Origin of the sequence: Sulfitobacter sp. M39 (assembly GCF_021735935.1) — a bacterium.
Lineage (GTDB): Bacteria > Pseudomonadota > Alphaproteobacteria > Rhodobacterales > Rhodobacteraceae > Sulfitobacter.
Window position 1 is genome coordinate 2,272,851 of record NZ_WMDZ01000001.1, and the last position, 13,530, is coordinate 2,286,380.

The 13,530-nt window shown below is 60.0% G+C and carries 12 protein-coding genes; 6 read left to right on the forward strand and 6 right to left on the reverse strand.

The features are described from left to right. Nucleotides 1-52: 52 nt before the first annotated feature. A complete protein-coding gene (gene gyrA / locus GLP43_RS11035; RefSeq protein ID WP_237279342.1) occupies nucleotides 53-2,809 on the forward strand; it encodes a DNA gyrase subunit A in 2,757 nt (918 codons plus the stop codon). A 134-nt stretch (nucleotides 2,810-2,943) separates the two neighbouring features. Here the strand turns inward: gyrA and GLP43_RS11040 are convergent, their stop codons facing one another. From GLP43_RS11040 to GLP43_RS11055, 4 genes are all read right to left on the reverse strand, one after another. Next, nucleotides 2,944-3,282, reverse strand: coding sequence for a hypothetical protein (locus GLP43_RS11040; protein WP_237279343.1), 339 nt, complete (start codon nucleotides 3,280-3,282; stop codon nucleotides 2,944-2,946). Between the two features lie 144 nt (nucleotides 3,283-3,426). Then, on the reverse strand, nucleotides 3,427-4,902 hold the full coding sequence (locus GLP43_RS11045; protein WP_237279344.1) for a carboxypeptidase M32: 1,476 nt from the start codon (nucleotides 4,900-4,902) through the stop codon (nucleotides 3,427-3,429). Beyond that, nucleotides 4,902-6,053, reverse strand: a complete 1,152-nt coding sequence (gene ctaA, locus GLP43_RS11050; RefSeq protein ID WP_237279345.1) for a heme A synthase — start codon at nucleotides 6,051-6,053, stop codon at nucleotides 4,902-4,904. The genes GLP43_RS11045 and ctaA overlap by 1 nt, the downstream gene beginning before the upstream one ends. Nucleotides 6,054-6,108: 55 nt before the next feature. Next, complete coding sequence (locus GLP43_RS11055; protein ID WP_237279346.1) at nucleotides 6,109-6,861, reverse strand: RNA methyltransferase; 753 nt, start codon at nucleotides 6,859-6,861, stop codon at nucleotides 6,109-6,111. Between the two features lie 156 nt (nucleotides 6,862-7,017). Between GLP43_RS11055 and GLP43_RS11060 the strand changes: the two genes are divergently transcribed. After that, entirely contained in the window at nucleotides 7,018-7,638 is a 621-nt protein-coding gene (locus tag GLP43_RS11060) for a thiamine phosphate synthase (protein WP_009824730.1), read from the forward strand. 16 nt (nucleotides 7,639-7,654) lie between these two features. Here the strand turns inward: GLP43_RS11060 and GLP43_RS11065 are convergent, their stop codons facing one another. Next, complete coding sequence (locus tag GLP43_RS11065; protein ID WP_237279347.1) at nucleotides 7,655-8,980, reverse strand: HupE/UreJ family protein; 1,326 nt, start codon at nucleotides 8,978-8,980, stop codon at nucleotides 7,655-7,657. Between GLP43_RS11065 and GLP43_RS11070 the strand changes: the two genes are divergently transcribed. The 4 genes from GLP43_RS11070 to GLP43_RS11085 all read left to right on the forward strand — a co-directional run bounded on the left by GLP43_RS11070 (nucleotide 8,979) and on the right by GLP43_RS11085 (nucleotide 12,480). After that, a complete protein-coding gene (locus tag GLP43_RS11070) occupies nucleotides 8,979-9,794 on the forward strand; it encodes a DUF4198 domain-containing protein (protein ID WP_272903194.1) in 816 nt (271 codons plus the stop codon). The genes GLP43_RS11065 and GLP43_RS11070 overlap by 2 nt on opposite strands. A 57-nt stretch (nucleotides 9,795-9,851) precedes the next feature. Next, the gene (locus tag GLP43_RS11075) at nucleotides 9,852-10,736 is read left to right on the forward strand and encodes a PfkB family carbohydrate kinase (protein WP_237279349.1); all 885 of its coding nucleotides are present in this window, start codon (nucleotides 9,852-9,854) and stop codon (nucleotides 10,734-10,736) included. Continuing rightward, complete coding sequence (locus GLP43_RS11080; protein WP_168592010.1) at nucleotides 10,733-11,647, forward strand: pseudouridine-5'-phosphate glycosidase; 915 nt, start codon at nucleotides 10,733-10,735, stop codon at nucleotides 11,645-11,647. The genes GLP43_RS11075 and GLP43_RS11080 overlap by 4 nt, the downstream gene beginning before the upstream one ends. An 86-nt stretch (nucleotides 11,648-11,733) precedes the next feature. Continuing rightward, nucleotides 11,734-12,480 carry a DUF502 domain-containing protein gene (locus GLP43_RS11085; RefSeq protein ID WP_237279350.1) on the forward strand — a complete coding sequence of 249 codons (747 nt, stop codon included), beginning with the start codon at nucleotides 11,734-11,736 and terminating at the stop codon, nucleotides 12,478-12,480. Here the strand turns inward: GLP43_RS11085 and GLP43_RS11090 are convergent. After that, nucleotides 12,473-13,504, reverse strand: coding sequence for a patatin-like phospholipase family protein (locus GLP43_RS11090; protein ID WP_237279351.1), 1,032 nt, complete (start codon nucleotides 13,502-13,504; stop codon nucleotides 12,473-12,475). The genes GLP43_RS11085 and GLP43_RS11090 overlap by 8 nt on opposite strands. Nucleotides 13,505-13,530 lie beyond the last annotated feature (26 nt).

A 13,530-nucleotide genomic window follows, 5' to 3' on the forward strand; every position in this document is an offset into this window, starting at 1 on the left:
TCTGCTATACAAAACCGCAAGATATAGAACCAGCAAGAGCTAGGCAGATTACGTGAACGACACGCCAGAAACCCCTGAAAACGATGACGAAATCCCGGCTACGCGCCCCGTGTATGATGGCCCATCGGTCAATATCGAACACGAGATGCGGACATCCTATCTGGATTACGCCATGTCGGTCATCGTTTCGCGCGCCATTCCCGACCTGCGAGACGGGCTGAAACCGGTTCACCGCCGCATCATCTACTCGATGTATGAAAAAGGTATTACCCACGATAAGGCCTACCGTAAGTCGGCAAAGTCCGTGGGCGACGTCATGGGCTCCTACCACCCGCATGGGGACAGCGCGATCTATGATGCTCTGGTCCGCATGGCGCAGGACTTCTCTATGTCGCTGCCGCTGATTGACGGTCAGGGTAACTTTGGGTCGATGGACGGCGATAGCGCTGCGGCGATGCGTTATACGGAATCGCGCCTTGATAAGGTCGCGTCCTTCATGACCGGCGATCTGGACAAAGAAACCGTTGATTTCATCGACAACTACGATGGCAAAGAACGCGAACCTACTGTTTTGCCTGCACGTTTCCCGAACATGCTGGTCAATGGTGCGGGCGGTATCGCCGTTGGTATGGCGACGAACATCCCGCCGCACAACTTGGGCGAAGTGATCGACGCCTGTCAGGCCCTGATCGAGAACCCCGATCTGACCTCGGAAGAGCTGATCGAATACATCCCTGGCCCCGACTTCCCCACCGGCGGGATCATGTTGGGCCGTTCGGGCGCGCGCAAAGCCTATCTTGAGGGGCGCGGCAGCGTGATTATGCGGGCCAAGACCCGTGTCGAAGAGATTCGCAAAGACCGTTTCGCCATCGTCATCGACGAGATCTGCTATCAGGTGAACAAATCCACCATGATTGAGAAGATTGCCGAGCAGGTGCGCGAGAAGAAGATTGACGGCATCGCCCATGTTCAGGACGAATCTGACCGCAACGGCGTGCGCGTTGTGATCGAGCTGAAGCGCGACGCCACCGCCGAAGTGGTGATGAACCAGCTTTACCGTTTCACACCGATGCAGACCTATTTTGGCTGTAACATGCTGGCGCTCAACGGCGGTCGGCCCGAACAGCTGACCCTGCGCAAGTTCCTGACATCATTCATCGATTTCCGCGAAGATGTCGTCGCCCGCCGCACTGCCTATCTGCTGCGCAAGGCGCGTGAACGCAGCCACATCCTTTGTGGTCTGGCCGTCGCGGTCACCAACATCGACGAGGTTGTGGCGACGATCCGGTCCTCTGCTGATGCTGCGGAAGCGCGCGAAAAGCTGATGACCCGCCGTTGGCCCGCGGAACAGATCCTGCAATATATCGCACTGATCGACGATCCGACACACACAGCCAACGACGACGGCACCTATAACCTGTCCGAAGCACAGGCCCGCGCCATTCTGGAACTGCGTTTGCAGCGTCTGACACAGATCGGGGTGAAAGAGGTCACCGACGAGCTGGAAGAACTGGCCAAGAAGATCAAGGAATACCTTGAAATTCTGGGCAGCCGCGAACGGATTATGGACATCATCTCGGACGAGCTGGCCGAGGTGAAAGACCAGTTTGCCGTGCCGCGCCGCACAGAAATCGTCGACTGGTCCGGTGACATGGACGACGAAGACCTAATCGCGCGCGAAGATATGGTCGTGACCGTAACCTCCGGCGGCTATATCAAACGCACCCCACTGGTCGATTTCCGCAGCCAACGCCGCGGCGGCAAAGGTGTTTCGGGCATGCAAACGAAGGAAGAGGATGTCGTCACCACCCTCTTTGTTGCCAATACGCACACGCAGCTGCTGTTCTTTACGACCGACGGCATGGTCTACAAGCTCAAGACCTGGCGCTTGCCCCAAGGCGGGCGCACGTCAAAGGGCAAGGCGATCGTTAATATCCTGCCCATCCCGACCGGTGTTTCCATTGCGGCGATCATGCCCGTGGACCGCGACGAAAAAGAATGGGACGATTTGCAGGTGGTCTTTGCAACATCCGCCGGCACCGTACGCCGCAACAAGCTGTCGGATTTCACAAACGTCATGCGCAACGGCAAGATCGCCATGAAGTTCGAGGACGACCACGCCGACACCACGCTGATCAACGCACGCATCGCGTCGAATGACGATGATGTCATGCTGGTGACCAATTCGGGCCGCGCGATCCGCTTCCCAGCGACGGATGTGCGCGTCTTTAACAGCCGCGCCTCGGTCGGGGTGCGTGGGATCAAGCTGAACGGCGATGACAAGGTCGTATCCATGTCGATCATCCGCCACTTCGACGCCAGCTCGGAAGAGCGGACGGCTTACCTCAAGATGCGCCGCGCGATGGCCGGTCTGGCCGATGATGCGGAAGGCGACGAAGACGAAGCCCCCGCCGATCCGAATTTCTCGCAAGAACGCTACGCCGAAATGTCTGCGGCAGAGAATCTGCTGCTGACGATCACCGAAAAAGGCGCGGGTAAACTATCCTCCAGCCACGACTATCCCGTGCGCGGGCGTGGTGGCCTCGGCGTGACCGCGATGGACAAAGCGATGCGCGGTGGCGATATCGTCGCCTCCTTCCCTGTCGAGATGGATGATCAGATCATGCTCGCAACCTCTAAGGGGCAATCGATTCGCGTCCCGGTAGAGGGTATTTCCTTCCGGTCGCGCAGTGCTGGTGGCGTCAAAGTCTTTGACACCGGCCGCGGCGAAGTTGTGGTAAGCGTTGCCTGGATTGCAGACCAAGGCGATGAAACCGACGACGGCGAGATCGCAACGCCCGAGGCGTAAACGCCCCACCATAATTCTAAAAGCCGCCCCTCGTACTGAGCGGGCGGCTTTTTTTATCCAGCTACAAAAAGCTCGTAGGCACAAAAAAAGCGCCCCAAAGGGCGCTTTTTATATTCTAATCACACTAACAGAAATTAGTTAGTCGAAGTCGTTGTCGACGTGCTATCGTCATCGTTGTTTGCGATAACTGCAACCGCAACGATAACTGCTGCAACGCCACCGGCTGCGGCAGGGCTCAGACCCTCAAAACCAACGCCACCGGCGGCACTTGGATCGATGCAACGGCGTGCAAGTACACCATCGATTTCTGTTGGTGCCTGGCAAGCGTAAGTAACGCCGTTTGCGCCAACAACTGTTGTCGGGTAACCGGCAACGCCGGAATCACCACCAACAGCGGCTTGGGTTGTAACTTGGGCGGAAGCTGCGCCGGCAGTCATCAAAAGTGCGGCGGCGAATGCTGTAAAGCGTGTCATAATAATTTCTCCAGTTTGCGAAGGTCAAAAATCTTGGTCATCATATCGCATATTCACGGTGCAATAGCAAACTTGATCTTAGGTTCGCGCCCAGTTTGATCAAGACAATAACTGCACAACCGACCATTTTAGCACATGGCCAGCTTATAGTTTATATAGAGTGCTGAATTTCTCAGTCAAATAAGAGAGCAAAGGGGCCTCGCTCGGCTGCTCCCCGGTGGCGCGCGTGATCAGATCCCGCGGGGCGTAAAGCCCGCCATGACGTTGGACATTCTCGCGCAGCCAGCCCGTCGCCGCAGAGGTATCGCCCTGCGCCAATTGCGCATCCAGTTCCGGTACATCGCGGCGCAGCGCCGTATTCAGGCACCCGGCATAGACGTTGCCCAAGGAATATGTCGGGAAATACCCGAACAACCCGACCGACCAATGCACATCCTGCAGCACGCCGTTCGAGGGCCGGTCAACCGCATAACCGAAATCGGCCTCGAACCTGTCATTCCATGCGGCTTCCAGATCACCGACCTGCAGATCACCAGCCATAAGGGCGCGTTCCAGATCAAACCGCAGGAGCACGTGCAGATTGTATTGCAGCTCATCGGCCTCGGTCCGGATATAGCCATCAGAGACACGGTTGACGATGCGGTAGAAGGTTTCTTCGTCCGCCACGCCAAAATCACCGAAGGCATCGCGCATCTGACCATACAACCAGCCGCTAAACGCACGGCTACGGCCAAGCTGGTTTTCGTAAATACGGCTTTGACTCTCATGCACCCCCATAGACACACCAGCCCCAAGCGGCGTCAAAAGGTAGTCCTTGTCGATGCCCTGCTCATAGCAGGCATGCCCGACCTCGTGGATGGTCGAATAGAAACAGTTGAACGGGTCCAACTCGTTGGTGCGTGTGGTGATCCGCACATCAAGCCCGGACCCGCTTGAGAACGGATGCACGGCCTTATCCACGCGCCCCATGGACATATCATAGCCGAAGGTGGTGGCGAGCTGACGTGTCAGCTTCATCTGGGTCTCCGCGTCAAAGCGGCCCTCTAGCACCGGCGGTGCTTCGGCGGCGCGCACGGCTTCGCGCAGGCGCGTCAGCTCGGGGCGCAATGCGCCGAACATCGCCTCCAGCTCGGCAGCACGCGCACCGGGTTCGTAATCATCCAGCATCGCGTCATAGACATCGCCGCCAGCAGCCAGCGCCTGCCCCTCTTCGCGCTTCAACGCGATCACCTCGGCCAAGGTTGGCGCAAAGGCCGCGACATCATCGGCGGCGCGCGCCTCGGCCCAGATGCCTTGCGCCTCCGAGGTGACCCGAGCGATGCGCGCGGCAAGGGCTGCGGGCACTTTAGAGCTGCGCGCGTGACTGCGACGGATGTCACGCAGCTGCGCTTGTCCGACGGGGTTCAGCGCTGCTTCGTCGATCCTGTCCAGCCATTCGGGGATGCGCGGATCCACACGGCGCGCATGAAGCACGCCTTCCATCGCCGCCATCTCCTCGCCACGCTGCGGGGCGGCCCCGCGTGGCATGACGGTCTCCTGATCCCAACCCAACCGGCCCGCGACCTGTGCCAGCGCCTCGGTTTCGCGCTGGAACGCCATCAGCTCATCAAAAGCACTCATCAGGATTTTCCTCGTACAGATGTCGGAATGGGATAGGCGCTCAGGAAGCGGGCGCGCAGGATCAGCACCCACAGCACCACGGCAAGCACCTGATGGAAGATCGCGATATGTACCGGTGCGGCGTTGATCACGGTCACAATGCCCAAGCCAATCTGCCCCAGCATCGCGATCATCATCAGGTTAAACGCTTTGCGCGTATTGGGATGTGCCGATTTACGGCCCCGCAGCCAGACCACGACAGCAAAGGCAAACAGCAGATAGCCCGCCATGCGGTGCATGAACTGCACCAGCCCGGGGTTTTCAAAGAAGTTGCGCCAGACCGGCGTGATGCTGAAGGCGTCAGGCGGAAAGAACTGCCCCTGCATCAGCGGCCAATCAACAAAGAACCGCCCCGCATCGATCCCCGCGACCAGCGCGCCCAACAGGATCTGCAGGAAGGCAAAATGCAACAGGCCCGTCGACATGCCGAAAAGTTTCGCCTCCTTGGCGCGTCGCGCCTGCATCAGGTCACGCTCGCTTCGGCCCAAGAGCAACGCATACCAGGTGATGAACCCAAGGATGACAAAGGCAAGCCCCAGATGCGTGGCCAAACGGTAGCTGGCGACATCCAGAACCGCCTCTCCGCTGGTGACGCCCGACGACACCATCCACCAGCCGATCGCACCCTGCAGACCGCCAAGACCGCCCAACACAAGCAAACGCCCGGACCAGCCAACGGGGATCTGGCGACGCAAAAGAAACCACAAGAACCCGACAGCCCAGACCAGACCAATCACCCGGCCCAACTGCCGATGGCCCCATTCCCACCAGTAGATTGCTTTGAAATCAGACAGTTCCATCCAGGAGTTCTGGACCTGGAACTCGTCAATCTCTTGGTATTTGGCGAATTCCGACTGCCAGTCCGCCTCGTTCATCGGCGGCATGGCTCCGGTAAAGGGCTTCCATTCGGTGATGCTCAGGCCACTGTCGGTCAATCGGGTCAGACCGCCTACGGCGATCATCACAAAGACCAATGCGAATAGGATGAACAGCCAGATACGGATGCCACGTCGTGCCCCACCCCGCCCGCGGTCAATGCCGCCAGCCTGTGCCACAGGGCGCGCGGCCTGTGCCTCGCCTACGTCCTCGAACAGCTTTCGTTTTTCGGCCATGGTGCCTCTCGTCTGCTAGGGTTTGTGCAGAAGTAGGACACAAGCGCACAAAGGTCTAGCCGCGCTCTTTCCAACGTACCATCTGTCGCAGGGTGCCGTGCAAGGTCTGCACATCGGCACGGGTCAGCGGCAGGCGCGACCACATGTTGCGCAGGTTGATCTTCATGCTGGCGGCCTTGTGCTCGGGGTAGAAGAAGCCGGCGGTGTCGAGACGTTCCTCGAAATGCCGTGCGAGATGTTCAATCTCGCTGTTGTCGGCCCAGTCGGTGCCCGCCATCTCGACCTGCTCGGACACAACATCGCCTTGCGCGCGCATCCACTCATAACCCATCAGCAACACACATTGCGCAAGGTTAAGCGAGGCAAAGGCAGGGTTTACCGGCACCGAGACAATCGCATTCGCGCGGCTGATATCGTCATTCTCAAGCCCTGCCCGTTCCGGCCCGAATAGCACCGACACACGGCGGCCCTCGCGGATCATCTGCGCGGCTTTGGCCATGGCTGCTTCAGGACTATACACTGGCTTGGTCAGATCACGATCACGCGCCGTGGTGGCAAAAACAAAGGCAGCGTCGCCCACAGCACCGGCGACATCATCATAGATCACTGCCTCATCCAGCAACCGCCCTGCACCCGAGGCCATAGCAACGGCCGAAGGGTTCGGCCAGCCGTCACGCGGCGCGACAATGCGCATGCGATCAAGGCCAAAGTTCCACATGGCCCGTGCGGCGGCACCGATGTTTTCGCCCATCTGCGGGCGCACAAGCACAAAGGCCGGGATCTGCGGGTGTTCTACTGTATCATTCATGGGCACCTCATACGCGCGCTGCGCGCACCTCGCAAGAACGACGGGGCGCTCCATCCGCCTTCCAAATGGGAAAAAATCCTCGCCGAAGGCATAAAAGTTTTTCTTTCCCCGCGTGATCCGCTAATTGACGCGCAATAACGCAAAGGACAGCAAGCCATGGATACGCCCGAACAGCCGCAGCTTTACCTGATTACCCCGCCCGAGCTTGAGCTCTCCAGCTTTCCCGACCAGCTGGCGCGTGTGCTGGATGCGCATGATGTGGCCTGCGTGCGTCTGGCGCTCAGCACCCGTGACGAAGATCGCGTGATGCGCGCGGCGGATGCGCTGCGGGGCGTCACCGACGCGCGTGACATTGCGCTGGTGATTGCGGATCACACTTTGCTGGCGGAACGGTTGGGGCTTGACGGCGTGCATCTGTCGGATGCGGCACGCTCCGTGCGTCATGCGCGCAAGACCTTGGGCGATGACGCCATTGTCGGCAGCTTTTGCAACGGCTCGCGTCACGACGGCATGGCCGCAGGCGAAGCGGGTGCGGATTACATCAGCTTTGGTCCGGTGAACGCGTCCCTGCTGGACGATGGCACCCACGCCGAACAAGACCTGTTCCAATGGTGGTCCGAAGTGATTGAAGTGCCGGTCGTCGCCGAAGGCGGGCTCAACACCGATCTGATCCGCGCGCTCACCCCCGTTACCGACTTTTTCGGCATCGGGGATGAAATCTGGACCAGCGAAACACCCCAGCAGGCGCTCGCTGATCTGATTGCCGCGATGAAGTAACCGCGCAGGGCGGGTGTTACAGGAACACCCGCTCTACGAACCAATAGGCCCCGATGACCGCAATCGCGACCGAGGCCGGGATGGCGACAAAGCGACGGTAGGGTGCCGCGACCTGACGGAACTGCACCGACAGGAAACACCCAGTAAAGACCAGCGCCAGCGGGATCAGGAACACCAGCACCGGTGCCTCCAGCAGCGCGGCCACGGCGGGCATCGGCACGATGCACAGCGCCAGCGCAATCACCGTCAGCGCCACATAAAGCCCCTTGGCCGCACGCGGGTCACCCTGCCCGCGCATCACCCGCAACGCTTGCCAGACACAGAGGAACATGACGGCAATCACGGTGAGCTGCCCGATCTCTACCCCGATGTTGAACCCGATGAGCGCAGGGATGAACTGGTCTTGCGGCAAGCCGAATTCTCCCAGCACCGACGCAAAACCAAGCCCGTGCAACAGACCAAAGCCAAAGATCACCAGCGGTCTCCACGGGCTGAGCCCTGCAAGAAAGATATTCTCGACCGCGACATAGACGATAGAGGCGGCGATCAACGGCTCGACAATGCTACCGGGGACAGTCACCCAGCCAAGCGCGCCAAGCGCCAATGTCACCGTATGCGCTGCCGTAAATGCCGTAACCTGCCAGATCAGCGGGCGCAGATGCGTCGACAGGAAAAACAGCCCCAGCACAAACAGGATATGATCCAGCCCCTTGGGCAGGATGTGATCAAACCCGACGGGAATATAGCTGGTAAACGCCTCCCACGCGGATTGCTGTCCGCCGCCCGCAAGTAAAATCTCGGGGCTTTCCGCGCCACCGTCCAGATAGCCGGTATAGGGGTTTTCTACCCCTTGTTGGCGCAGGACCAGCGCGCCCGACCCATCGGGCCATGACACCACCAGCCCGCGCGTGTCTTGCGGCACCGTTCCTTGCAGCGACCATTCGGCGATGCGGGGCAGTTCGGGGTTCACATCTTCGGGAAGCGTCAGCGCCACTGCCTCAAGCGCCACAGGCTCGCCATCGGCACGCAGCAGCGGTAGCGCGTTCCACTGGGCCAGCAATTCCGGCGCACGGGCCGCGACCTCATCGGCGGGCAAGGCACGCAAGCTGTCGTAATCAATGGCATTTTCGGCATCATTCGTGTCGGCCACCGCGTCCAGATCAATGCCGGACATCAGCGCCTCTAGGTTCACGCGCAGATCAAGCGTGACCTGACCGTCGCTGCTTTGCATATCGGCGATGGTCGGCACGACTTCATGCGCCTGCGCGAGCCCTGCCATCCCACTTGACAAAACCAGCACATAGGCCAGCTTGAGTATCAGTTTATAAAAGGTTTTTGTCATGTTTCTGTCCCGTTTCGTACTCGTACTATCATTCTTATTACCAACTTCGACTGTCACTGCGCATGAATTCTGGTTGGACGCGCCCGCGTATCAAGTACAGCCCGGCGCCGAAATGACAACCGACATCCGCAACGGTGAGTTGTTCGAAGGCACACGCCTCGCCTATTTCCCGAACAGCACCGAACGGTTTGACGTGACTTTTGACGGGGAAACCGTGCCGGTCACGGCACGCATGGGCGATATCCCGGCGCTGAAGATGACCGCGCCGGGTCAGGAAGGGCTGGCAATCGTCGGGCACCAGTCCAAGGCGACAATGCTGACCTATAAAGACTGGCAAACATTCGTCGGATTTACGGTGCATAAGGATTTCATGCAGGCATTGGCCGAGCACCGCTCGAAGGGCTATCCCCAAGACAAGGTCCGCGAACGCTATAGCCGCTATTCCAAGGCGCTGATCGCTGTCGGCGACGGACAAGGCGAAGACAAAGCTCTGGGCCTTGAAACCGAACTGGTCGCGCTCACCAACCCCTACACACTTGAGGCCGATCAGCAGATGGAGGTCGCGCTGACCTACCAGCAAGAGCCGCGCCGCGATGTGCAGGTTGAAGTCTATGAACGCGACGCAGACAAGAACGTCACTGTGACCAAATACCGGACGGATGACGCGGGGCACGTGCAATTTCCGGTTACCGCGGGGATGACCTATCTGGTGGATGCCGTGGTGCTGCGCCCTGCCCCGGACGTGGAAACCACCCCCACCAGCCCCCAATGGGAGAGCCTTTGGGCATCGCTGACATTTGCCGTGCCGGAATAGGCCTTTTCGCGCCGCCGCGCCTTGCGCCCGCCATAGCGGTTGGGCCATACCGGCGGCATGACACATACACCTGACATTCTCTGCATCGGTTCCGTGCTTTGGGACATTATCGGCCGTGGCGATACGGTCATGCGGCAGGGCTCTGATATGCCCGGACGCATCTCGCGTCTGCCCGGTGGCGTTGCGCTGAATATCGCGATGGCGCTGGCCCGCTTTGGGCTGTCCCCCGCCCTCATCAGCGCCGTCGGCCGCGACCCTGAAGGGGACGAGCTGATTGCCGCGTGCAAGCTGCGCGGGCTGCATACGGATCACGTGTACCGCTCGGATGATCTGCCCACGGACCGCTATATGGCGGTTGAGGGCACGAACGGCCTGATCGCCGCCATTGCCGATGCTCATTCGCTTGAGGCTGCGGGCGACAAGATTCTGCGCCCCTTCGAAGACGGATCGCTGCCCACCCCGTACCGCGGAGCCGTGGCGCTGGATGGCAATCTGACGCTGGACCTGCTGTCGCACATGGCCCGTAGCCCCCTGCTTGAGCATGCCGATCTGCGCGTCGCCCCTGCGTCACCGGGCAAGGCGCAGCGGCTCGCGCCATTTTTGCAGGCAGAGCGCGGCACGCTTTACGTCAACCTCGAAGAAGCGGGTCTGCTGTGTCAGGCGACATTCGACAATTCGCGCGATGCGGCCACAGCGCTGCTGTCACGCGGTGCGGTGCGCGCGGTGGTGACCGATGGCGGCAATCCCGCGACGGTGGGTGCGCCAAGCGGTCTGATCACCCAGAACCCGCCGCCCGTTTCTGTCACCCGCGTCACCGGTGCTGGTGACACATTCATGGCCGCGCATATCGCTGCTGAAATCAAAGGGGCGGCACCAGACGCGGCCCTGACCCAAGCGCTTAGTGCCGCTGCCCAATATGTTTCTGGAGAGACCAAAATATGATTCCCCTGCACCGCTCTGCCGAAGTCGCCAAAGCCCATGCGAATGGCACCCCCGTTGTTGCGCTGGAAAGCACGATCATCACCCACGGGATGCCCTATCCGCAAAACCTAGAGGTCGCGCGTCAGGTCGAGGCAGATGTGCGTGAAGCTGGTGCGATCCCCGCCACCATCGCAGTGATCGACGGGCGGTTGCACATCGGGCTGGAGGACGACGAGCTGACGGCATTGGCGCAGGCCAAGAATGTCGCCAAACTGTCGCGCGCCGATATGGCAGCCTGTATCGCCACGGGCGGCACCGGTGCCACCACGGTTGCCGCGACGATGATCGCCGCTCATCTGGCCGAGATCGCGGTTTTCGCCACCGGCGGTATCGGCGGCGTGCATAAGGGCGCGGAAGACAGCTTTGATATCTCTGCCGACCTGATGGAGCTTGCCCAAACGCCGGTGACCGTTGTCGCCGCAGGGGCCAAGGCCATTCTGGATGTGGCCAAAACGCTCGAGGTGCTGGAAACGCAGGGCGTACCGGTGATCACCGTCGGCCAAGACAGCTTCCCCGCGTTCTGGAGCAGCACCTCCCCGCTGAAATCGCCCCTGCGCATGGATAACGCGGCAGATATCGCCGCCGCCCATAAAATGCGCGGTCATATGGGTCTGCCCGGTGGGCAGCTGGTCGCCAACCCGATCCCAAAAGAGGACGAAATCGCCGCCGCTGATCTGGCACCGATCATCAAGGCCGCCCAAGCCGATGCCAATACCCACGGCATCAGCGGCAAGGCCGTGACCCCCTATCTGTTGCAGCGCATCTTTGAACTGACCGAAGGCCGGTCGCTGACCGCGAACATCGCATTGGTGCGCAACAACGCCCGTTTTGCGTCCAAAATTGCGGCTGCGCTTATGTCAAAAGACGCATAAAGCTTAATAATTATGCGTCCTCCATTGTAGCAACGCGTGAAACGCCCTAGCTCTAACGCATTGCTGCAGTGGGATAACCTTCATTCATGAACACACCGTTTACGCCGCCTCTTCCTCCCGCACCGCGCCGGACCTTGTTCGCGCGGATCAGGGCTTCGTTCCTGACGGGGCTGGTGGTGATTGCGCCGGTCGGCCTCACGATCTGGCTGATCTGGACCGTGATCGGCTGGATCGACGGGATCGTGCTGCCGATGGTGCCGCTGGCCTATCACCCTGATCGGCTGATCCAGACGTATTTCGGGTTGGACCCGTCTGCGCAGATCAACGTGCGCGGCATCGGTGTCGTCATCTTCTTGCTGTTCACGGTCATCGTCGGTTGGCTGGCCAAGGGCATTATCGGCCGGTCGTTCATCCGTTTCGCCGAAAGTCTGGTAGAGCGTACGCCTGTGGTGCGGACCATTTATTCTGGCATCAAGCAGATTTCGGAAACGATTTTCGCCCAGTCAGAGCGCAGCTTTGAAACCGCCTGCATGATAGAATACCCGCGTAAGGGTATGTGGGCACTTGGTTTTATCTCTATCCCTGCAAAGGGAGAGGTCGCCGCCGCAGGAGGTGAAGGGTCGAACCTTGTGGGGGTGTTTGTGCCAACCACGCCCAACCCGACCTCGGGCTTTTTGTTGTTCGTGCCGCAAAAGGATGTGACCGAGCTTGACATGTCGGTCGAGGACGCGGCCAAGCTGGTGATCTCTGCCGGTCTGGTCTATCCGCCAAAGAAACCGGTGCCGGTGGACCCATCCGCGTCCCCGCGGCCCGACCGCATTTCCCCTAGCTGAACATCTTGCGCAGATCCACCGAACTGCGCTTGCCCACACTATCGATATCGGTTTGCAAAAACCGCTCGGCCGAGGTGCGGCCCGCGGATTTAAGCGCGGTGATCACCGCCCCGTTCGGCACGCTTTTGGTCGCGGTAGACAGCTGCGACATCAGATCATCGTCAGCGATCATGTGAATCCGCAACCGTTGCATCTGGCCCTCTTCGACACGCCCCTGATCCAGCAGGTTCTGCACAAAGTGGATCGCACGAAGTTCGCGTAATAGGCTGGAGTTAAAGCTGATTTCATTCACTCGATTATGGATCATCTGCGGCGTGGTGGGCAGTTCGTCCCGTTCAAGCGGGTTGATATTGATGATGACGATATCCCCCGGCAGGTCCGAAGAATACAGCGGGAAAAGCGCCGGATTGCCGGTATAGCCCCCGTCCCAGAACGCCTCGCGCCGGCCCGATTTTGGATCCTCCATCTCGATCGCCTGAAACAGTGTCGGCAGACAGGCAGAGGCGAGGATCGCGTCCGGCGTGATCTCTTCTTTCTCGAAGACGCGGATCTTGCCGTCGCGCACTTTGGTCGCGCTGACAAACAGTCGTGGTCCCGCCGCCTCGCATATGTGTTCGTAATCAAACGTCTCGACGATATCGCGCAGCGGGTTGCGATAGAGCGGACCGTAGACATAAGGCGACACGATCTGCGTCATCGCCGTACTGAGCATGACCGGCCAGCTATAGGCCATCGCCTGACTAAGCGCCCCGACGCCAAAGGGGGCCATCCAGCCGTTTAGATGCAGGTTCCCGACACCAGCCACCCTGTCCCACAGCCAATCCAGATTATCGCGCGCGGCCTGATGCCCGCCCTTGATCAGCCCCGCCTTCAACGCAGCGCCGTTCAGTGCGCCAGCTGATGTGCCGGAAATACCGCTGATCTCAAGCTCTGGCTCTTCCAGCAGCCGGTCAAGCACGCCCCAGGTATAGGCCCCATGCGCGCCGCCGCCCTGTAGAGCAAGGTTGATCTGTTTTTTCTGCATCTAGATGCTCCGCCAGTCGGCGCGCG